This is a genomic window from Streptococcus sp. D7B5 (assembly GCF_029691405.1).
Classification (GTDB): domain Bacteria; phylum Bacillota; class Bacilli; order Lactobacillales; family Streptococcaceae; genus Streptococcus.
On the sequence record NZ_CP121467.1, the window covers coordinates 1,886,086 to 1,907,979 of the forward strand.

The window sequence follows — 21,894 nt, forward strand, 5'->3', positions numbered from 1 at the left end:
GAGGTTTTGATGTATTACTTTATCCCAGCCTGGTATGGCAAGGAGCGTCCCTGGCATGCTGATTTGACACCCTGGTATTTTTCTCATTTCAAGCTAGAATTTGATGACACCTTTAATCAGATTCGCCTGATGCAACGCCAAGGAATCCCTGCACAGGTCCTCCTTTTGTCCTATCAGCCTCATTTGCGCTATTTTCTCCATCGCCAAGGTATTTTAGAAGCACCGGTTTATTCCTTATTTGATGAATTGCAGGATTTTCATGAGATTCGACCACAGGTCTTGCAACTAAGAGATATTGAGTGGGAAGAGGACTGCGAGTTTGTTTACAGTCCCTTTACCATTCTGGTGCTGAAGGATGGCAAGCCCTATGCTCAGGTAGAGCATGGGATAGAAGGTTTTATCAGTACGATTCAGTATTTCAAGGAAGATGGGCTCTTGTCTGCTAATTACCTGATGGATGATCGGGGGCTGGATTCCAGTGTGATTTACTATGAAGAGGGTCAGGCGATTTACCAAGACTATCTCAATCCCAAGGGAATTTGGCAGTTTAGAGAGCATTTGCAAGATGATGGCCGTATCGAGGTCAATCCTATCTTTGCTTTTCGCTTCCAAAAAGAGGCCTACCGAGATATGGGAGAATTGATTGCGGAGTTTTTTGAGAAGAAAATAGCTCACCTTCCCGAGGAAGGAACGACCTATTTTCTGCCTGCGTGTGACCAGCATAATACTTTCCTTTTAGAACGATTGCCCCGTCAAAGTACCAAGGTTCTCAGCCTTTTTATCGGACGAAATCCTCAAGAGCAGTTACCCCAACTGGCAAGTCTGCTGGATAAGGTGGACCTTGTTCTAGTCGACAGAGAGGACACCTTGCGCTTGGCACAATTTGCCTTTCCAAATCAATCAGAGAAGTTTCGTCATTTATCACCTTTTGATACCCGCTTGGAGCTGGGAAAGAGTCAGACTCGGAAGGAGTCGCTCATCTACTATCAACTGGACTTTGAGCAGGGGATAGAGGACCAAGCGCTCTATCAGGTCTTGCATTTCCTTTCTGAAAACAAGGATACGGAGCTGGTCTTTGGAACCTTTGCTGCTAGTCAAGAAGAAATGAAACAACTGGAAACACGAGTTGCTGAGATGGTCTCAGAGCAGTTTCAAGACCAGGAACTGGAGAAGGAAGTTGATTACCAAGGAGCTGAAAATCCGCTTGAGGACAATCGCCATCAGAGCAAGCGCTATTCGTTTGTCAATATGAAGGATGAATCGGAGTTAATCAAGCAGCTGGAATTTGTTCGTTTGATTGTCGATTTGAACAGGCAGCCTCTTCTTTATACCCAGATAGCGGGGATTAGTGCTGGTATCCCTCAAATCAATAGGGTCAAAACAGAGTATGTCAGCCATCAGAAGAATGGCTATCTGTTGGAAAATATAGCTGATTTTGCGCAAGCTGCCCATTACTATCTCGATAGTCTGCAGGTGTGGAATGATGCTTTAATCCATTCCATTGAAAAGATAAAGGAACACACTGGGGAGCAATTCCTAATCAAGCTAGAAAAGTGGTTGGAGGAGGTGACTCATGGAAAAGAAGTATAAGATCTTGCAAATCGGTCCAGAGGATTGGCGAGATACACTTGCCCTACCAGCCCAACTAGACTGGTATCATGTTCCTCCCAACACACCATCTGCCATCCAGAAAATCATGGATGAGAATGACCTAGAACACTTTCATGCTGTCATTCTCACGGATGAGGCTTATCTAGTAGATTTGTTGCCTTTTGCATCTAGCTTGGAACCCTATACGGTTTTCTATCCAGAACAGTTTGCAAGTCAGGATGAAAGTCTTCAAAACCTCATCAAACAGCACTGCATGCAAGCGATGGACCTGTCAGACAGACAGGGCTTTGTTCGAGACCTCTCCACCTCCCTCTTTGAAGGTGGTTATGGGGACAAGATGAGTCCAGCTACGATAAGGATTCACCCGAGTTTTCAAGGATCTGTCTCCTATCAAGGGTTTGAGCATCTGAAGTTAGAAGGGGATTTTGGCAAGACCTATACCCAGCTAGCCTCTTGGGCCTACAATCAGACCGTCCAAGCCCATTCGCCAATCGAACTCTGGCTCGAATATGAAAAAACTGGACCCGTGGAATTGCGTCTGCGTTTGCGAAAGATCCCAGCGGGATCCATCTCAGAGATTAGACAGGACATTCTCCTTGAGGAAGCAGACTTTGCCTCAGCAATCATAGTGGAGCAAGACTATGATGCTTATCTGAGCATTTCTCTTGAAGCGCGTGGCCAGGGAAAGGTCAACATCGGCAATCTCCACCAACGCTGGAGCCGGAAACAGTTTGGAAAGTTTGTTCTCGGAGGCAATATCCTGCATGACAAAAAACGTGAGGAAATCAACTATTTCTTTCACCCGGGAGATTTCAAGCCACCTCTAGCAGTCTATTTCTCAGGTTACCGTCCGGCGGAAGGTTTTGAGGGTTACTGGATGATGAAGAATCTCAGATGCCCTTTTCTCCTCTTTTCGGACCCTCGATTAGAAGGAGGAGCCTTTTACCTAGGAACTGAGGAATTAGAAGATAAAATTCAAGCAACCATCCAACACTATCTAGACTATCTAGGCTTGGATAGAAGTGACTTGCTCCTATCTGGGCTGTCAATGGGAACCTTCCCAGCCCTCTACTACGGAGCCTACTTTGAACCCAAGGGGATTGTAGTCGGAAAACCCTTGACCAATCTAGGAACCATCGCACAGCGGGGCCGACTAGAGGCGCCAGGAGTCTTTCCGACTAGCTTTGATGTCTTGCACCTTCAGACAGGAGGAGTGAGCCAGAAAGACATGAAGGACTTGGATCAACGTTTTTGGACCCGATTTAAACAAGCTGATTTTTCCCAGACGACCTTCGGCCTTTCTTACATGAAGGACGAGGATATGGATAGTAGTGCCTATGACCAGCTAGTGGAGACACTTTGTCAGACAGGAGCCAAGATTTTGTCCAAAGGAACCGCAGGTCGACACAATGATGATACAGGAACAAACGTTGCCTGGTTTATTCATTTTTACAAGATGATACTAGAAGAATACGGAAGAGGTGAGACATGATTATCATCAAGAGAGAGGATATTAGGTGGGGTGAGATGGGAGCCACTTATCTTTATGGTAGCCAGATCACCTATCATGCAGACGGTCATGTTACCCTGAAAAATCCTTTGCTGGCTTCAGGTGAAACCCTTAAAACCTGGTTTTCTAGTGTCAATTACCAGGCTACTAGAAGTCAACCTAGCCTCCCTCTTCTTAAGAAAAATCACACCTATCGTCTATCCATGAAGGTGCAGGTTCAACCAGTCAATGGACTTTATATCAAACTCACTTTTTTAAACCGTTATGAGGAAATCATCGAGGAGAAGATTGAAAGACAATTTTCTTTTAGCTTCACCTATCCTGAAACGGCCTACACCTATCGCCTTTCCTTGATTAGTGCAGGTTTTGAGGCTCTTGACTTTGTTTCGTTTTCTATTGAGGAGGATGATGGTGTTTAATCGTTTGTATCAGGAAAGACAACTGAGAAAGGTCAAGAAACTTTTAAGCCAAATCAATTCCCTCAAAGAAGAGATGGCAGCCCTCAGTGATGAGGAAATGGCTGCAAAGACAGAGGAGTTTCGCCAGCGTCTTGCCCAGGGAGAAACCTTGGAGGAGCTATTGGTAGAAGCTTATGCCCTTGTTCGTGAAGCGGATAAACGTATCTTGGGTCTCTTTCCCTATGATGTGCAAGTCATGGGAGCCATCGTGATCCACCAAGGAAATGTGGCTGAGATGAATACAGGTGAAGGCAAGACCTTGACTGCAACCATGCCCCTCTACCTCAATGCCTTAACGGGTAAAGGCAGCATGCTGGTCACGACCAATGACTATCTGGCTAGACGGGATGCAAGCGAAATGGGCCCAGTCTACCAATTTTTAGGTCTAACTGTCGGTCTGCCCTTTTCAGATGATCCAAAAGAGGACTTGACTGCCGAAGAGAAAAGAAAGATCTACACATCAGACATCGTCTACACGACCAATAGTGTACTGGGATTTGACTATCTCAATGACAATCTTGCCTCCACTCGTGAGGGGAAATTCCTGCCTCCCTTTAACTATGTTATCATCGATGAAATCGATGACATTCTACTCGATAGTGCCCAAACTCCCTTGATTATCGCAGGTTCTCCCCGCGTCCAGTCTAACTATTATGGGATGATTGATACCCTAGTGACGACCTTGGTTGAGGGAGAGGACTACATCTACAAGGAAGAAAAAGACCAGGTTTGGTTAACCCGAAAGGGGGCCCAGACGGTCGAAGGTTTCTTAGGAATCGACCATCTCTACAAGGAAGAGTATGCAAGTTATGTTCGGCATCTGGTCTATGCTCTCAGAGCCCATACGCTCTTTACCAAGGACAAGGACTACCTGATTCGAGGGCAAGAAATGGTCTTGTTAGACAAAGGAACAGGGCGTTTGATGGAAATGACCAAGCTTCAAGGTGGTCTCCATCAAGCCATCGAAGCCAAGGAACATGTGAAACTTTCTCCTGAAACCAGAGCCATGGCTTCAATCACCTACCAGAGTCTCTTTAAGATGTTTCGCAAAATCTCAGGTATGACAGGAACGGGAAAGGTGGCAGAAAAAGAATTTTTCGAAACCTACAATATGGCCGTCATTCGCATCCCAACCAATCGCCCACTTAGGCGAATTGACCATCCAGACAATCTCTATGTTACCCTCCCTGAGAAGGTGTATGCCTCTCTGGAAGCTATCAAGACCTATCACGCCAAAGGCAACCCACTCCTGATCTTTGTCGGATCTGTTGAAATGTCCCAGCTATACTCATCCTTGCTTTTGCGAGAGGGGATTTCCCACAATGTCCTCAATGCCAATCATGCGGCGCGTGAAGCCCAGATCATCGCAGAGTCTGGACAGATGGGAGCCGTGACCGTTGCGACTTCTATGGCAGGTCGCGGGACAGATATCAAGCTCGGTCCAAGGGTAGCAGAATTGGGTGGTTTGATTGTGATTGGTACCGAGCGAATGGAGAGCCGACGAATTGACCTGCAAATCAGAGGTCGTTCCGGCCGCCAGGGCGATCCAGGTATGTCTCAATTTTTCGTGTCGCTTGAAGATGATGTGATTAAAAAGTTCGGGCCGTCTTGGGTTCACGACCTGTATCAAGACTACCAAGTGGAAGATATTAGCAAACCCATCCTACTTAAGGCTCGCAAGTACCGCAATCTCGTTAGAAAAGCCCAAGAGGCTAGTGATAGTGCCAGTCGCTCTGCACGCAGACAAACCTTAGAGTATGCGGAAAGCGTCAATATTCAGCGTCAGATGGTCTACAAAGAAAGAGATCGCTTGCTAGATGGGAGTCGTGATTTAGAGCATATCCTTGAGGATATACTGGCAGACTATATCAAACAAATCTCAGAAAAAGCCTATAGCAGCCTCCAAGAACTCTTTCACTTCATCGTGACCAATATTAGCTTTGGGATGAGAGAATTACCAGCTGATTTGGATTTAGCTGATGCAGATCAGATTCGGGAGTTACTAGAGGAAATAATATCCAAGGAAATCGCAGCTAAAAAGGAAGTCCTCCAACCTCACCAGCTCTATGATTCTTTTCTGAGAATATCCATGCTTAAAGCTATTGATGACAACTGGGTTGAGCAAGTCGACTATCTCCAACAGCTCAGTCTAGCAATCGGAAATCAGTCTGCTTCTCAAAAGAACCCTATCGTAGAGTATTATCAGGAGGCCTATGCTGGTTTTGAAACCATGAAGCAACAAATCCGTACAGATATGGTACGCAATCTTCTCATGGGGATTGTGGAAGTAACGCCCAAAGGTGAAATTCTCACCCATTTTCCATAAAAAGAGGATCATATGACAATTTACAATATAAATCTAGGAATCGGTTGGGCAAGTAGTGGTGTCGAATATGCCCAGGCCTACCGAGCAGGGATTTTTAGAAGTTTAGACCTAGCATCTAAGTTTATCTTTACCGACTTGATTTTGGCAGACAATATCCAGCATTTAACGGCCAATATCGGCTTTGCGGATGATCAGGTAATCTGGCTTTACAATCATTTTACAGATATCAAGCTAGCTCCGACCAGTGTTACAGTTGACGAGGTCTTGGCCTCTTTTGGTGGCCTTGAGAGTCATAGGGAGCAGGATGGCAAGGTCTTGCGTGTCTACTTTTCAGACGAGGACAAGTTTGTGACCTGCTACTTGGTAGACTCAACTAAGAATCTGGTGCAGCATGCAGAGTATGTGTTTGGGGGTAACTTGATTCGCAAGGATTATTTCTCCTACACGCGTTACTGTACAGAATATTTCGCGCCCAAAGACCAAGTGGCTAGGCTCTATCAACGAACCTTTTTCAATGAAGATGGCAGCACTGCTTACGATATCTTGCTGACTGAAGGACAGGAAGAGGTCTATCGATTTAAAGACCGGATCTTGTATGGCAAGCCAGCTCTTATGCGCTATTTTATGCAAAGTTTGAACTTGAGCAAGTCTGATTTGGTCATCTTGGATAGGGAGACAGGGATTGGTCAGGCTGTTTTTGAAGAAGCACAAAAGGCCCATCTAGCAGTTGTCGTTCACGCAGAGCACTATAGTGAGAATGCTAGCAACGAAGACTACCTCCTTTGGAACAACTACTATGAGTATCAATTTACAAACGCGGACAAGGTCGATTGTTTTATCGTATCCACGGATCGGCAGAAGGAAGTTCTCGAAGGCCAATTTGCCCAGTACAGTCAGCATCGTCCACGAATCGTCACGATTCCAGTTGGGAGCATTGATCAGCTGACCGAGCCTGCTAGGGAACGCAAACCCTTTTCTCTCATTACCGCTTCGCGTCTGGCCAAGGAAAAACACATTGACTGGCTTGTCAAGGCGGTTATCCAGGCGCATCAAGTCCTTCCAGAGCTTACCTTTGACATTTATGGCAGTGGGGGCGAGGAATCCCTTTTAAGGGAAATCATCAGGGCTCACCAAGCGGAGAACTATATCCAGCTCAAGGGACATGCAGACCTATCTCAGATCTATCCCCAGTACGAAGTCTATTTGACAGCTTCAACCAGCGAAGGGTTTGGTCTGACCTTGATGGAGGCAGTTGGTTCAGGCTTGCCCCTGATTGGTTTTGATGTACCCTATGGCAACCAGACCTTTATCCAGGACGGTCAAAATGGCTACTTGATCCCAAGTTCGGATGACCATGTAGAAACGGCGATTAAAAGGGCCTTTGCAGAAAAGATCTGCCAGCTCTATCAGGAAAATCATTTGCCAGCTATGCGAACAGCATCTTATGACCTAGCGAGAGGATTTTTAACAGACAAAGTAAGGGACAAGTGGAAGAAAACGATAGAGGAGGTCCTGCATGATTCAACTATTTGATCGATATGGCCAGGAAAGCCGAGATTTACATGAAAGTCTAGAAGTTGCTGGTCTGTCTCATGTCACGGTTGTGATCGAGCCAGATGGCTTTCTCCCAGATGGGATTCTTTCTCCCTTTACCTACTATCTAGGTTACGAGTCGGGAAAAGCTCTTTATTTCAACCAAGTAGCCGTCCCTGAGTTTTGGGAGATTGCGGGCAATAACCAGTTTGCGCATATCCTAGAGGATTCTCGGGAGAGGGGCGTGATTCACTATGTGGATGCTCCTCAGGCCCGTTTGGTCAAGCAAGTCGACTGGAAGGACCTATCCGGCCGTATCTACCAAGCAGACCACTATAACCGATACGGAGCCTGCTTTGCCAAGACCACCTATAGTGCAGATGGACAGGCTATCCTGACCAAGTACCAGGATGCAAAGGGACAGGAAATTGTCCTAGAAAATCATGTGACAGGCCATATCCTCCTAACCTTGCCCGGACAAGCCCTGCGCCATTTTAAAAATCGAGTAGAATTCACGATTTTCTTTTTGCAAGACTTAGGAATCGACACTCGCCACCTTCTCTTTAACACTCTAGCTACCTCTTTCTTGGTCTCATATCATTATCCAGACAAGAGCGGACAGGATATCTTGGTTTGGCAAGAACCGCTAGATGATTGCCTTCCTGGGAATATGCAGCTGCTCTTGGAGCAAGAGGGGCTGAGAGCCAAGCAGATCCTCATACCAGATAAGGCTACCTATGAAAAGGCCTTGGCCTTGACCAACCCAGCCTATCATGACAAGTTTTTCCATCTAGGTTATCATTATCAATTTAAGAGAGAAAATTTCGTTCGACCAGATGCCTTGATCGTTACCAACTCAGATCAGATCCAGCATATCGAAACTCTGATTGAGTCCTTGCCAATGGTGACCTTCCGAATCGCGGCAGTGACTGAAATGTCGTCCAAGTTGCTGACCTTGCTTTCCTATCCCAATGTCGTTCTCTATCAAAACGCCAGTCCGCAAAAGATTCGAGAACTCTACCAGCTGTCGGATCTCTATCTAGATATCAATTACGGAAACGAGCTTTTGGATGCTGTCCGTCAAGCCTTCGAGCACAATATGCTTATCCTAGCCTTTGATCAGACAGCTCATAACAGACCTTACACAGCTCCAGAACACCTCTTTGATGTGCAGGCTGTTGGAGACATGATTGCGAAGATTCAAGAAGCTCTCAGCAGTCTTGACAAGATGGGGCAAGCCCTTGGGCATCAAGGTCGTCATGCTAACTATGTGGACTTGGCTACTTACCGAGAGAGGATGGAAAGGATAATAGGGGAAGGCCATGACTAAAAAAGATTTATTTTACAAGGATGTCGAAGGACGCATGGAAGAGTTAAAGCAAGGAGCGCTTAAGAAAGAAAAGCCTACCCGAGGAGAAAAGATCAGTAAAACCTTCTCCATTTTACTCGGCTTGCTTATCCTTCTTACCCTGATCTTTACATTATTAGGAATCTTGAGGTGAAAATGATGGAAGTTTTAATGATTGTAGGGATAGTCCTAGCCGTCGCCTTGATTGTCCTGGTTCTCATCCAACCTCGCCAAAGCCAACTCTTTTCCATGGATGCGACTAGCAATATCGGAAAACCAGGCTACTGGCAGAACAACCGCTTGGTAAAAATGGTGACCCTCTTGATTAGCCTAGCCTTGTTTGTATTGCTCCTCGTTTTTATGATAGTGACCTATCAGTAAGAACGAGGCACCATTCACAGATAAAGGATACTAGAGACGGGGAAAATACATCTAAACCGGAGGAATATATGGAAAAATAGATTAATGAGAAAGTAATGGAAATTGCTCAGAGTGTCCATAAGACTATACCTGTAGCTTGGGAAAATCTTTTTATTAATATTACCCTGACTTTTGATGGTGGAGAAGTCTACTATTTCTTCAACGAAGAAGGAAAAAGTGACTATATCTATAATCTCTATATTCCCAAGAAGTATGAGTTGCCTAATTCAGAATTTAGAGAAAATGAAAGACGCACCTTCAAATTAGCTTGGGAATTGAGGGAAATCTTTAAAAATGAAGAGCAGGCTTTATGGACAACATGTGTTATAAAGATTATTGGTACAAAATTGACTGCTACATTTGCCTACGCACCCTGGTTTGAGAGTAGGTTTACCTCAGGCCAACAAATGGATTTCTTTGAATACAAGTATCTCGGCAAGCAACCAGCTAATGAAAAAGAATTTGAGTTGTTCAAGGCTATGGAAGATTTCCAGCAAAAATATAACGAGAACTAGTTTCATGGATAAACGGCCACCCTCGAGGTGGTCTTTTATGGTATACTGGGATTGTAGAGCCAGTAAATTTGGTGATAACTTAGCATCGGTCAGAAAGCAAGTAACAAATTTCCAAAAAAGTATTGAGATAAAAGGAGAATGGGGATGGGAAACAAACTGTTAATTCCAGGAATGTCGTTCGGTCACGTTAGTTCAGTAGCGCTTGAAGATTTAAAAAGGGGCTTACTTTCAGTAAATGATGAGAGAGAATGTGTATTGCTGATTGCTGAAATCTTAAAAAAGGGAGATTTTACAGTAAAAAACTTGCTGATTGACTTGATGAACCAGACAAAAGATGAAGCAGTGCTCAATCTTTGTATTCGATTGTTTTGTTCAGTTTGTACACATGATGATTTAAAAAAAGTTGAAAATTTTCATTTTTTAAGTTCGGCTTCAGAATTTGCGGTATTTACTTTTGTCGCTGGCGCTGTGGAAACAATGTCCTATGAAGTCGTTCCTTACCTTCTTACTCTGTGGGAGGAGTGGGAAGATACAGAAACCGAAGTGGAGTACGCTATTCAAGATGCTTTGGATAGTTTTCTCAACTATCGTTCAATTATAGAGGAAAATGCAAGATTAGAAGAAGTTGGAAGTTTATATTTTGATGTAATAAAGCACAAGAACTTAGATTACTATTATTATAAAACTCTTCAGGTTTTTCCTGGTTTATTTACACAAGAAATTATGACGGCTCTATACATCGCTGCTCAAAAAGAACAGAAATACCATCTTTATCTTCAGGCGTCCCTTCTTTCTATTTATACAGGCAAGCAGGTCCCAGTGGACACAAATACTCTTATTTCGAAAAATGAAATTGATTTGATGGTTGGTTATATTGATGACTTATCAGACAAAGACTGGACGGAAGGTATGAAATATTTTTACGGTCATCCAGTTGAGGAACTTGTAAAATAATGAAATGGACGATTGATAACAAAGGACTACCTTCATGGTGGTCTTTTATTGTTTTCCAAACGCTAGTCCATGGGGTTTATGGTATACTAGTAGGACAGTTTATCTATGGGATGAGAGACTGTTTTTATGCAAGTCAAAAGGGGAAGGTCAGAAATGTGCACCTTTTCTTGAAAGAAACTAGAAAGAGAAAGAGATGTTTTTAGGAAGACGTCGGATATTTTTTAACCAATACTATGACAAGGCGATTTATTATGATCGCAAAACCCACGAACTTTTGGAGGCACCAAAGAGCAAGCTCTTGGATACAGAAAAGTCTAGCAAGATGAATCGCCATATCCCCCTAATGGTAGTCCTCTTGTTATCAAGTGGTAGTGGGTTGATTTCCTTCTTCCGCTTGTTTATACAAGGAACCTATACCATGTCTACCTTCTGGAGTGTTCTTCTCATTTGGCTAGGGCAGTTTGCTTTCATCACTATCCTTGTTGAACGCGCCTTGTATCGAAATGTCAACAGGGCTCAGGTGACTACTAAAACTATCTGTCTGGCGCTTATGGAAAAGTCAGAGGAAACAAAGGAAGCTGAGGCGGAGATGAGTGAAAAAGATAGTCGCAATGCTACTCGCTGGATAAGAGCATTGCTTTCTCTAGTTCCCTTGGTTGGATTTTTCTACGCCTATAATTTTATTTGGAATTACCAAGAGAGGTTGGGCACTCCCATCGGAGGAGAGATTGTCAAGATTGTCCTAACAGGACTTTTATTAGGCTTGACATTTGTTCTTTATAACCAAAACAATTTACCCAGAATATTTGATATCCTGGACCGCTTTTATGCTAGAAAACTCAGCCTCATCTGTCGAGCAGACGACAATCCAGATGTCTATCTGGAAGTGAGTATGGGGACGGATGAAGAATTTGTCATCAAGGAAGTGCAAAAGGATTAGGATCCGTTTTTGAAAGAGTGAGATAGAAAGAGGTAGAGTATGTTTTTTCTGAGACGTCGTCGGGTTTTTATCGGAGAATGCGATGGTCAGGCGGTTTACTATGACCAAAAGACTGGGGAGGCCTTGGCTGCTCCAAAGAGTGTCTTGCTCAATACGGAAGGTGCTTATAAGACCAATGCTTACATTCCTGAAATGGTTATTTTTCTGATGGCAGGTGGACCTGGTCTCTATGGCCTCCTTTCAGCCTTGGATATTGGTGTCTATAACTGGATCAGTTTGAGCTATGTGTTACTATTGTGGCTGGCTGAGTTTCTATTGTTTACCGCAATTCTTGAGCGAGGACTTTATAAAAATGTGCGCAAGGCTCAGCCAACAACGGAGAAGGTGTTTTACTACGCAGTGTCACATAATTTGATGGTAAGGGACGAACACTTTGATCCAGCTGAGGCATCTGCTACGATCTATCGAATCACTCGTTACATCATACTTGCCTTTGTTATCTATCTTTTGTATGTTTTTTACGACTGCACTCAAAAATTTGGGCAACCGATCGAACGCGGCTATGATTTTTGGGGAGCTGGTCTAATGTTCTTCGTGCTCTTTTTGGTGTACAACCAAAACAACCCCGTTCGTTTTGTAAAGATTATGAAGCTATACAGTCAAGGGAAAATCTTGTTCAAGAAAGAACCGGAGAGCGAAACGTGTAACTAGGTGTTAGGGAAGAGTCAAATCCCAGAAAGTGAGTGCTGTATCTTTAACGAAGCGAGGTGTAGCTGTTTCGATAGTTGCTATGTGATGTTCTCCTTAAATGGAGGATTCTCAAGGATATACGGCGTTTTGCCAGATGAAATTTGGAGATGAAAAATGAAAGACATCCGTATTTTCGGTGCCGACTTTGAAAGAAGTAAGCGAATTGTGACCCAGGGGGATTTTGCTCTGACCGCAGGGATGCCCAACCCCATTCATATGGGCATCATCAACCGCCTCTTTACAGTGATTATTCTTGGATTTTGCTTTTCAGGGATTCTGATCTATGGCGTATTAATCGGGATTCCAGAGTTTATAAGTGTAGATAGCGATGTTCATGTCATTTCTATGGAAGCAGGATTGCTGATTCATAACATGAGTAGCTTTCTAAAGCCCTTTAATCTGACGGTATATGTGATATCCTATCTAGGAATGGTGCTTGTTTTTTGGCCCAAAAAACGCTTGACCAGCCAGCTTTGGACCTACTTTCCTTTCTATTTTGCCATGTCCATTTGCGCTTTCATATCAGGACTGTACTTTGCCAGTGCAGTGGCCTATGATGCTTATACATGGCTGGGCTTCTGGCTTGAGCTTGGGATAGGCATAGCCCTCTTTCTCTGGATCATTCTCAATAGTATCCAGAATCTCAAGCGCAGACTAAATGATCAAGAGGAGAAGTCAATCCTCAAGCAGCTAGTTAAGATTCTCGCTGGAACCACGGCAGTTCTCTTTCCAGTGTCGCTAGTCTATCATCTGCTATATCAAATCCCCCTTCAGTGGTATTTCTATATTTTAGGCTTATTTTTGCCAGTTTGGTTTGTGATTGGAGCTCATTTTATCGCCTTTATGATTAATGTCCATATCTTTCAAGCCTATTATATCTACAAATACCCAGAAGAGTATAAGAATTATTTAAAGATATCAGACCAAGAATGGTATAGCAAACGATACTATAAAAAGTTGGTTAAAAGTGGACAGTTGCAGGAAGAGAGAATGTGAGGGAATTGGTTCTCTAAACAAAGCAGCAGTTAAAAATTATTAGTTTTTTAGAGAGGCAGTTGTAAACAATGGAATTGAATCATCACATTTTTGGTAAACTAACATTTAATTATGGTTGGACTCGGGAACTTACTGTCACTATTTTTGGTGAGCAGTATGTTTTAGAAATGATTATTGATGCAGATGAAGATGGAGAATTTGAAGTCAATCAAGAAAGAGCCTATACCTTTTTTAAAGAGCACTTAGATGAAATGATAAAAGAAGCGAATACTGCTGTTGTATCTTACTATCACAACGAAATCTCAGAGATTGTTTCTGGTTATACCGATAGCAACGAAAAACAATTCTTTTTAGATAAAATTGGAAATGAAGAAGAAATTTTTTCTCTGTTGAAACCCAAACAAATTGTGTTTCCTTTAACTTTTGATGAAACTGCTGAAGAAGTTGGTTTTTTATGTGATTGTGATTGGGACAAGGATAACGGACTAGGGATAAAATTTACCAATGGCCTATTGTCTGAGATTGGTCCTCAAGATATACTTTTATAGATAGTTTCTTTCTTGATAACGGACTGATTCAGGAGAAAACTGATTGTGACTTAACCACCCCAAGGGTGGTTTTTAGCTAGGAAAACGTGGAAAGCATTCTTTGTGGTATACTAGGATTGTAGTGTAACAATGATAAAATCAAATTGGAGGATAAAATGGAAAACCAGATTAATGAAAAAATTATCGAAATCGTTCATCAAGTCAACGATATGATTCCAGTTGAGTGGGATGACTTGTATATTGTAATCGAGATGGACAAGACCTATAGTGGAGGGGCTTATTTCTTTTTCAAATATAAAAATCATTATCATTACCATCTGGAAATGCCAGAAGATTTTGGTCTATCGATGATGGATGTTCTAAGCGAAAACAAGGTTTTATTTAAAAAATCAGAAGATCTGAAAAGAGTGTTTATTGAAAATGACTTGGCAGATTGGTACATTTGTATCATCCATTTAGATGAAAATAACAAACTTTCGGTCGACTATGACTATGCTCCATGGTTGGAAAGTGGTTATGGCCCAAGTGCTCGAATGGACTTATTTGAATACAAATACCTCGGCAAGCAACCAGCTAATGAAAAAGAACTGGAACAGTTCAAGGTTATGGAAGCCTTCCAGAAGGTACATAATCAAAAGTAGCGTAAGCTTGATTACATTTTGAAAAATGTGATTTTTCGAGCATTGCTGTTATCGCGAAATGGAGGGTAAAATGTTAGAAAACTTTGTCAAAATGGCAGATATGCCCAAAGATGTTATTGAAAATATAAGAAGATTGCCAAAGAATACGGAGTTGAACTAAGATTTACAAAGGAGTGGAGAGATATAAGGAGCTTTCAGATAAATTTAGCTTAGATAGAACGCCTAAAGAAAAACGCTTAAATATTATTACAGGCGAGTTGATATTTGATGTTTTCGAAGATTTTGGGTATCGAGTTAAATTTGATAGGCGTGAAAAATTCTTTTATATTGAACCTATTAAAGAAAATGGTTATACTTTTGGATTCCATATTAGTATCTTTAAAGGATTAGTAGAATTGATATGGGTTGTTAGGGACTCTCAAAACAAAGTTATACTAGGGACTCCACTGATGGAGTTTTCTAGGAGACTCATCTCTCCGGACTATAGAATCATGGATCCAGTGATTGCTAATTATGATGACTTTGAAAATGTCATGAAAGTTGCTTTTGAGATGTACGAAGACTTTAAACAGGCTTTTATGAAGATTGCAGCAGAGGATTAATAGATGTTAAAAGATTTTGTCAAAGTGGCAGATATGCCCAAAGATGTTATTGAAAAATATAAAAATCAAGTTCCAGCTGAGTTGCTTCAAATTTGGCAGGAGGATGGTCTAGGAACTTTTCTTGATGGTTATCTGAAGGTAATTAATCCGGATGATTATCTTGAGCTTCTCCAAGATAGCTATTTCAGAGGAGATGTCGCTTTTCCTATGTTCGCGACGGCATTTGGAGATATTATTACTTGGGAAGAGAATGCCTATGTGGGAATTGTCCAATACAATATTCAGGATTGTAACATTATAATTAAGCGTCTGTCACATTTTTTGAATTTTTTGGATGATGAATATGTTTTAAGATATTTTGATCAAAAGTTATATAAAAAAGCTGTTGCCAAACATGGTCTGCTAGCCTACGATGAATGTTTTGGTTTCGTTCCACTTCTAGCATTAGGTGGCTTTAAAGATGTAGACCACATGGATAAGGTAAAAGTCTTGGAGCACATTTACCTCATGTACCAGCTTACAGGTGGTGTGATGGACGATTAGGAGTTGATATTTCTTTTTTGAGAACAGTGTGAGGGAATAAAATTCTCTTCCAAATGCAAAACAAAAGAACCTCAGAGGAATTCTCTGAGGTTCTTTGCGTTCTAGTTTCCATATTTCTGATAAAAATCGACCTTGACCTGGATAAAGGTTTCAGCTTCGCGTAATAGTTGCAGGAGGGTAGCACGGGTTTCAAACTCCTCACGTGTTTTCGGGAGATTCCGATTGCGGAAGACTTGCAGATAGCGTTCGATGTCATCAAGTAGGTCATGAGCAGGATTGGTCTGACTTAGCTGGGCAGCAATCTTAGAAAAGAGCTGGGCCAAGATCAAACTCTCACTGGCGGCCAGGTGACAGGTATTGATCTGCTGGGCCATATTTCGCAGGATACGACTTTGTCGCTGTCTCATCTCAAAGTAGTGGATGTGGTAGTCCGTCTGGTGAAAGAGATGGTCCGAATGATCCAGATAGACCAGTTTGAGGGCTTCATCGAGGAGATTGTCTAATTGGTCAACGAGTTGGGCTTGATTGCGTCCGTCTCCTTTTGACAGATAGTATTTAAAGCGAAGCAAGATGTCTTTTAACTTTTCTTCGACCTGAAGGTGGTAGCTTTGGATGGCTTTCTCACGAGAGGGCATGTAAAGGTTGACCAATAGGGCAAAGCTTGTCCCGATGAGAAAGAGGAGAACTTCATTGAGTAAGAGCTCTGGAGAGGTAGACTCCTGTACCAAGAGATGACTGACCAAGACACTGCTAGGGGTGATGCCGATTTCCCAGCCCATTTTGTAAGCAAGAGGGACATAGAGAGCTAGATAGAGGCCCAGGCTCCAGATGTGAAAGCCCGTCAGCTGAAAGGCTAGAACACCGATAGCGAGCGCTAGGAGCATGGAAAAGAGGCGGTTACGTGCTAATTTCAGCGTGCTTCTGCGCGTGTCGGAGAGGCTTAAGAGGGCGATAATTCCAGCTGACACTGCTGATGATAAATCTAAAAAATAAGCGAGAAAACAAGCGAGACAGGTCGCTAAGATCAGTTTGGTCGTACGTTGAGTGAGGGACATGAAAATTTCCTAAACTAATAGAATCAAGTGTTTAACGAGGAGTCAGAGACTAGGGGCGAAGTTTTCGGTTTGTAGCATACTCGGCAACCGCTGTAAAGAGGACATCTGTTGAAGAGTTCAGGGCTGTTTCGCAGGAGTCTTGAACGACACCGATCACAAAACCGACTCCGACAACCTGCATAGCCAAGTCGTTGGAAATCCCAAAGAGGCTACAAGCGACAGGAATGAGGAGAAGGGATCCCCCAGCAATCCCGGAAGCACCGCAGGCAGAAATGGCAGCCACTACACTGAGCACAAATGCTGTCCCAAAGTCTACCGAGATTCCGAGTGTATTGACAGCAGCTAGAGTCAGGACATTTATGGTAACAGCAGCGCCAGCCATATTGATAGTCGAACCAAGCGGGATGGAGACAGAGTAGGTATCAGGATTCAGTCCCAAGTCTTGACAGAGTTTCATATTGACAGGGATATTGGCGGCAGAGCTACGAGTGAAAAAGGCTGTAATACCACTGACACGTAGGCATTTCAAAACAAGGGGATAGGGATTTTTCCTCATAAAGAGAAAGGCGATGAGTGGGTTGACGATGAGAGCTACAAAGGCCATGGTAGCAATCAAGAGTCCTAGGAGGACACCGTAGTTGGCCAGACTGGCAATGCCCTTGTCAGAGATGGTCTTAAACACCAAGCCTAAAATCCCAAAGGGAGCTAAGTTGATAATCCATTCGACAATTTTAGAGGTGACATCCGCCATGGTTCTCAGTAATTCTTTGCTGTGTTTACTTGCCTCTCTCATAGCCAAGCCAAAGATGACTGCCCAAGAGAGAATTCCGATATAATTGGCCTCAACAATGGCATTCAAGGGATTGTCCACCAGTTTGAGCAAGAGGTTGCTGAGGACTTGACCGATACCGTCAGGAGCAGCAACTTCTGTATTTGCACTGGTCAGGGTGATTTGCACAGGCAGTAAGAAACTAGCTAGAACGGCCACCAATGCAGCAGCAAAGGTTCCAAGCAAGTATAGGAAAATAACCGTCTTCATATTGGTGTTTTGCCCCTTTTGGTGCTGGGAAAGGGCATTGGCAACAAGAGCAAAAACTAGAATAGGAGCGATAGCTTTCAGTCCGCCTACAAAGAGATCTCCAAGCAGACCAATTCCTGTAAGGTTTGGAAAGAGCATCCCCAATGTCGCTCCAAAAATCATTCCAATAAGGATTCGTTTGATGAGGCTTGCCTTGGTCCAGGCTCTAATGATTCGTTTCATAGCAGTCTCCTTCAAATGTATTGTTTATAATTATAGTATAAATATGCTATAGAGGCAAGTGATATTATGAAAATAGAGATGATAATTGAATAATTATGAAAGAAAAGAGAAGGGCGATTTTATGGTATAATAGGAAAAAGGAGTTTTATATGCAAGATTTTTTTCAACGCTATTTTGATAAACTTGACTTAACAACCATGTTAGAGAATCTCTTAACCAAGGTGATTTCTCTTTTGATTTTGTTTTTGCTATTTTATATAGCTAAAAAGATGCTTCATGCGACTGTACGAAAGATTGTCAAGCCCTCACTTAAATTTTCCAATCGAGATGCAGGAAGGCAAAAGACCATTTCTCGTTTGCTAGAGAATGTCTTTAACTACATTCTTTATTTCTTCTTGCTCTACTGTATCCTGTCTATTTTAGGTTTGCCAGTTTCGAGCCTCCTTGCTGGTGCGGGGATTGCTGGGGTGGCCATTGGTATGGGGGCGCAAGGCTTTCTATCTGATGTTATCAATGGCTTCTTCATTCTTTTTGAACGCCAGCTTGATGTGGGTGATGAAGTGGTTCTCACAAATGGACCGATTACCGTTTCTGGAAAGGTCGTTAGCGTAGGGATCCGTACAACGCAACTGCGAGGTGACGATCAAGCCCTCCACTTTGTTCCCAATCGTAATATCACCGTCGTCAGCAATCTATCTCGTACTGAATAGGCCGGCTATTTTAGCAGATTTGTGGTACAATAGAAGGAGTTTGGTAAAGGAGAGAGTATGCTATTTGTAGAGAAAAAATTAGGTCACGATTGTACATGGATAGACCTTGATGTGGACAAGATTAAAAACATGGAAGACCTTTCGGATGTCTATGGATTGGACAAGGAAACCATTGAGTATGCTCTGGATAGAAATGAGCGTGCCCACATGGACTATCACCGTGAAACGGGAACGGTAACCTTCATTTATAATGTTCTTGACTTAGAAAAAGACAAAGAATATTATGAAGCGATTCCGATGACCTTTATCGTTGAAAAACAACGGCTGATCACAATTAGCAATCACAAGAATAGTTATGTGATTAAACGTATGGCAACCTACCTTGAAAGCCATGAAGTTGTTTCAATCTACAAATTTCTTTTTGCCAGTTTAGAGATTATAAGCAATGCTTATTATCCAGTTATTGAAGAAATGGATAAAAGTAAGGATGAAATCAGTGCACTTCTTCGTCAAAAAACAACTAAAAAAAATCTTTTTGCCCTCTCTGACTTGGAAACTGGTATGGTTTACCTGACAGCAGCTGCCAAACAAAATCGTCTCCTCTTGGAACATATCCAAGGGCATGCTCTTTATCGCAATTTTAATGAGGTAGAAAGAGAGCAGTTTGACGATGCCATGATTGAAGCACATCAGTTGGTTTCGATGACAGACTTGATTTCTCAAGTTTTGCAACAACTCTCAGCCTCTTACAACAACATCCTAAATAATAATCTAAATGATAATTTGACAACTTTGACCATTATCTCAGTCTTGCTAGCTATCCTTGCAGTTATTACAGGATTCTTCGGAATGAATGTTCCCTTACCGTTTGCAGATGAACCAAATGCTTGGATTTATATTTTGATAGCTAGTCTCATTTTATGGGTAGTCTTAGCCCAATATTTAAAGAATATTGCTAGAAATTAAAAAGAAAAGGAGCCAGAATGGCGATTGAAAATTATATGCCAGACTTTGCTGTGGAAGCAGTTTATGATCTGACAGTCCCAAGCCTGCAAGCGCATGGTATCAAGGCTGTTTTGGTCGATTTGGACAATACCCTCATTGCTTGGAACAACCCTGATGGGACGTCAGAGATGAAGCAATGGCTACATGACCTTCGGGACGCAGGTATTCGCATCATCGTGGTCTCAAATAACACCAAAAAACGGGTCCAACGAGCAGTTGAGAAATTTGGGATTGATTACATTTATTGGGCTCTGAAGCCCTTCACATTTGGGATTGACCGTGCCATGAAGGAATTCCACTATGAGAAAAATGAAGTGGTCATGGTCGGCGACCAGCTCATGACGGATATACGAGCAGCACATCGTGCAGGCATTCGCTCGATCTTAGTCAAACCCTTGGTCCAACACGACTCCATCAAAACGCAGATTAACCGAGCTCGCGAGCGCCGTGTCATACGAAAAATCACTGAAAAGTACGGACCGATTACATATAAAAAAGGAATTTAACTATGGAAGAAATTCTCTGTATTGGATGTGGAGCAACCATTCAGACGACAGACAAGGCTGGTCTTGGATTTACTCCCCAGTCGGCACTTGAAAAAGGTTTGGAGACTGGCGAAGTTTATTGCCAACGCTGTTTTCGTCTCCGCCATTACAATGAAATCACAGATGTCCAGTTGACAGACGATGATTTTCTCAAGCTCTTGCACGAGGTGGGAGACAGTGATGCCTTGGTAGTGAATGTCATTGACATCTTTGATTTCAATGGATCAGTTATCCCAGGCTTACCGCGCTTTGTATCGGGCAATGATGTCCTCTTGGTGGGAAATAAAAAAGATATCCTGCCCAAGTCTGTTAAACCGGGCAAGATTAGCCAGTGGCTGATGGAGCGTGCCCACGAAGAAGGACTTCGTCCAGTGGATGTCGTCCTGACTTCAGCACAGAATAAGCATGCTATTAAGGAAGTCATTGACAAGATTGAACACTACCGTAAGGGCCGCGATGTCTACGTAGTTGGGGTAACCAACGTTGGAAAATCAACTCTCATCAATGCAATTATCCAAGAAATCACGGGTGACCAGAATGTCATCACGACTTCACGATTCCCAGGAACAACCTTGGACAAGATTGAGATTCCGCTTGACGATGGATCTTATATCTACGATACGCCGGGAATCATCCACCGTCACCAGATGGCCCACTACTTGACGGCTAAAAATCTCAAGTATGTCAGCCCTAAAAAGGAAATTAAGCCCAAAACCTATCAGCTTAATCCTGAACAAACCCTATTTTTAGGTGGTCTTGGACGCTTTGACTTCATATCAGGAGAAAAGCAAGGATTCACAGCTTTCTTTGACAATGAACTCAAACTCCACCGTACCAAGCTAGAAGGCGCTAGTGCTTTTTACGACAAGCACCTAGGAACCCTTCTGACACCACCAAATAGCAAGGAGAAAGAAGATTTTCCAAAATTAGTCCAGCATGTATTTACCATCAAGGACAAGACTGACTTAGTCATTTCAGGACTCGGCTGGATCCGCGTAACAGGCACCGCCAAAGTCGCCGTCTGGGCACCAGAAGGCGTCGCAGTCGTCACACGAAAAGTAATTATTTAAAATAAAATCACTGAGCGAACAAAGTGAGCTCATAAAAAGATAGTTATTGTCGTGGTGTGATTGCCAATCGTTAGATTGGCAAGGGGCACACTTGAGACCTAGGCTCAAGTGTGAGGTCAGGAAATCCATTTTTCAAAGATGAGATCTTTGGAAAATTAGTTCCGACCGTCCCCCACCACCTAAAATAACTATCAAAAATCAAGGAAGAAAGATTATGTCATTAACATCGAAACAACGTGCCTTCCTCAACAGCCAGGCACACACCCTCAAACCCATCATCCAAATTGGAAAAAATGGTCTCAACGACCAAATCAAGACCAGCGTCCGTCAAGCTCTTGACGCGCGTGAATTGATCAAGGTTACTCTCTTACAAAACACAGATGAGAACATCCACGAAGTAGCTGAAATCTTGGAAGAAGAAATCGGTGTGGATACGGTCCAAAAAATCGGACGCATCTTGATCTTGTTTAAACAATCCAGCAAGAAAGAAAATCGCAAGATTTCCAAGAAAGTTAAAGAAATCTAAAAACCTACTCCAAACAACTGTTTTTAC

The 21,894-nt window shown here is 42.7% G+C and carries 24 protein-coding genes; 22 read left to right on the forward strand and 2 right to left on the reverse strand.

All coding sequences use genetic code 11. The annotated features are described in order from the left end of the window. Positions 1–9: 9 nt before the first annotated feature. The 17 genes from asp1 (at position 10) to P8P68_RS09180 (ending at position 15,695) form a co-directional block, all read left to right on the forward strand. A complete protein-coding gene (asp1, locus tag P8P68_RS09100; protein WP_278275905.1) occupies positions 10–1,590 on the forward strand; it encodes an accessory Sec system protein Asp1 in 1,581 nt (526 codons plus the stop codon). Beyond that, positions 1,574–3,103 carry an accessory Sec system protein Asp2 gene (gene asp2 / locus P8P68_RS09105; RefSeq protein WP_278275906.1) on the forward strand — a complete coding sequence of 510 codons (1,530 nt, stop codon included), beginning with the start codon at positions 1,574–1,576 and terminating at the stop codon, positions 3,101–3,103. Before asp1 ends, asp2 begins: the two co-directional genes overlap by 17 nt. After that, positions 3,100–3,540 (forward strand): accessory Sec system protein Asp3, encoded by a 441-nt coding sequence (gene asp3 / locus P8P68_RS09110; protein ID WP_278275907.1) that lies wholly within the window; start codon positions 3,100–3,102, stop codon positions 3,538–3,540. Before asp2 ends, asp3 begins: the two co-directional genes overlap by 4 nt. Further along, on the forward strand, positions 3,533–5,905 hold the full coding sequence (gene secA2 / locus P8P68_RS09115; protein ID WP_278275908.1) for an accessory Sec system translocase SecA2: 2,373 nt from the start codon (positions 3,533–3,535) through the stop codon (positions 5,903–5,905). Before asp3 ends, secA2 begins: the two co-directional genes overlap by 8 nt. 12 nt (positions 5,906–5,917) lie before the next feature. Then, complete coding sequence (gene gtfA / locus P8P68_RS09120; protein WP_278275909.1) at positions 5,918–7,438, forward strand: accessory Sec system glycosyltransferase GtfA; 1,521 nt, start codon at positions 5,918–5,920, stop codon at positions 7,436–7,438. After that, complete coding sequence (gene gtfB, locus P8P68_RS09125) at positions 7,422–8,768, forward strand: accessory Sec system glycosylation chaperone GtfB (protein WP_278275910.1); 1,347 nt, start codon at positions 7,422–7,424, stop codon at positions 8,766–8,768. Before gtfA ends, gtfB begins: the two co-directional genes overlap by 17 nt. Beyond that, on the forward strand, positions 8,761–8,940 hold the full coding sequence (asp4, locus tag P8P68_RS09130) for an accessory secretory system protein Asp4 (RefSeq protein WP_000161925.1): 180 nt from the start codon (positions 8,761–8,763) through the stop codon (positions 8,938–8,940). Before gtfB ends, asp4 begins: the two co-directional genes overlap by 8 nt. Positions 8,941–8,942: 2 nt before the next feature. Then, on the forward strand, positions 8,943–9,167 hold the full coding sequence (locus P8P68_RS09135; protein WP_278275911.1) for an accessory secretory protein Asp5: 225 nt from the start codon (positions 8,943–8,945) through the stop codon (positions 9,165–9,167). 95 nt (positions 9,168–9,262) lie between these two features. After that, on the forward strand, positions 9,263–9,721 hold the full coding sequence (locus tag P8P68_RS09140) for an immunity protein YezG family protein (protein WP_278275912.1): 459 nt from the start codon (positions 9,263–9,265) through the stop codon (positions 9,719–9,721). A gap of 144 nt (positions 9,722–9,865) precedes the next feature. Further along, a complete protein-coding gene (gene imm47 / locus P8P68_RS09145; RefSeq protein ID WP_278275913.1) occupies positions 9,866–10,675 on the forward strand; it encodes an Imm47 family immunity protein in 810 nt (269 codons plus the stop codon). A 193-nt stretch (positions 10,676–10,868) separates the two neighbouring features. Further along, positions 10,869–11,615, forward strand: a complete 747-nt coding sequence (locus P8P68_RS09150; RefSeq protein ID WP_185756284.1) for a hypothetical protein — start codon at positions 10,869–10,871, stop codon at positions 11,613–11,615. A gap of 39 nt (positions 11,616–11,654) precedes the next feature. Further along, the gene (locus P8P68_RS09155) at positions 11,655–12,326 is read left to right on the forward strand and encodes a hypothetical protein (protein ID WP_278275914.1); all 672 of its coding nucleotides are present in this window, start codon (positions 11,655–11,657) and stop codon (positions 12,324–12,326) included. A gap of 153 nt (positions 12,327–12,479) precedes the next feature. Beyond that, the gene (locus tag P8P68_RS09160) at positions 12,480–13,361 is read left to right on the forward strand and encodes a beta-carotene 15,15'-monooxygenase (protein WP_278275915.1); all 882 of its coding nucleotides are present in this window, start codon (positions 12,480–12,482) and stop codon (positions 13,359–13,361) included. A gap of 68 nt (positions 13,362–13,429) precedes the next feature. Then, positions 13,430–13,909 carry a hypothetical protein gene (locus tag P8P68_RS09165; protein WP_278275916.1) on the forward strand — a complete coding sequence of 160 codons (480 nt, stop codon included), beginning with the start codon at positions 13,430–13,432 and terminating at the stop codon, positions 13,907–13,909. A gap of 155 nt (positions 13,910–14,064) precedes the next feature. After that, positions 14,065–14,550 (forward strand): immunity protein YezG family protein, encoded by a 486-nt coding sequence (locus P8P68_RS09170; protein WP_278275917.1) that lies wholly within the window; start codon positions 14,065–14,067, stop codon positions 14,548–14,550. Positions 14,551–14,723: 173 nt separating this feature from the next. Beyond that, a complete protein-coding gene (locus P8P68_RS09175) occupies positions 14,724–15,152 on the forward strand; it encodes a hypothetical protein (RefSeq protein ID WP_278275918.1) in 429 nt (142 codons plus the stop codon). A gap of 3 nt (positions 15,153–15,155) precedes the next feature. Continuing rightward, positions 15,156–15,695 (forward strand): T6SS immunity protein Tdi1 domain-containing protein, encoded by a 540-nt coding sequence (locus P8P68_RS09180; protein WP_278275919.1) that lies wholly within the window; start codon positions 15,156–15,158, stop codon positions 15,693–15,695. Positions 15,696–15,796: 101 nt separating this feature from the next. On the opposite strand, the gene P8P68_RS09185 is transcribed toward P8P68_RS09180, so the two are convergent. Then, on the reverse strand, positions 15,797–16,750 hold the full coding sequence (locus P8P68_RS09185) for an aromatic acid exporter family protein (RefSeq protein WP_278275920.1): 954 nt from the start codon (positions 16,748–16,750) through the stop codon (positions 15,797–15,799). A gap of 49 nt (positions 16,751–16,799) precedes the next feature. Further along, positions 16,800–18,011, reverse strand: a complete 1,212-nt coding sequence (gene sstT / locus P8P68_RS09190; protein ID WP_000821319.1) for a serine/threonine transporter SstT — start codon at positions 18,009–18,011, stop codon at positions 16,800–16,802. A 149-nt stretch (positions 18,012–18,160) separates the two neighbouring features. On the opposite strand from sstT, the gene P8P68_RS09195 reads away from it, so the two are divergent. From P8P68_RS09195 to yhbY, 5 genes are all read left to right on the forward strand, one after another. Then, on the forward strand, positions 18,161–18,721 hold the full coding sequence (locus P8P68_RS09195) for a mechanosensitive ion channel domain-containing protein (RefSeq protein ID WP_001150572.1): 561 nt from the start codon (positions 18,161–18,163) through the stop codon (positions 18,719–18,721). A 57-nt stretch (positions 18,722–18,778) separates the two neighbouring features. Further along, on the forward strand, positions 18,779–19,687 hold the full coding sequence (locus P8P68_RS09200; RefSeq protein WP_000899715.1) for a magnesium transporter CorA family protein: 909 nt from the start codon (positions 18,779–18,781) through the stop codon (positions 19,685–19,687). 17 nt (positions 19,688–19,704) lie between these two features. Beyond that, complete coding sequence (locus tag P8P68_RS09205) at positions 19,705–20,232, forward strand: YqeG family HAD IIIA-type phosphatase (protein ID WP_000963734.1); 528 nt, start codon at positions 19,705–19,707, stop codon at positions 20,230–20,232. Between the two features lie 2 nt (positions 20,233–20,234). After that, positions 20,235–21,341 (forward strand): ribosome biogenesis GTPase YqeH, encoded by a 1,107-nt coding sequence (gene yqeH / locus P8P68_RS09210; protein ID WP_000391190.1) that lies wholly within the window; start codon positions 20,235–20,237, stop codon positions 21,339–21,341. A 214-nt stretch (positions 21,342–21,555) separates the two neighbouring features. Continuing rightward, positions 21,556–21,867, forward strand: coding sequence for a ribosome assembly RNA-binding protein YhbY (gene yhbY, locus P8P68_RS09215; RefSeq protein WP_000060169.1), 312 nt, complete (start codon positions 21,556–21,558; stop codon positions 21,865–21,867). Positions 21,868–21,894: the final 27 nt, after the last annotated feature.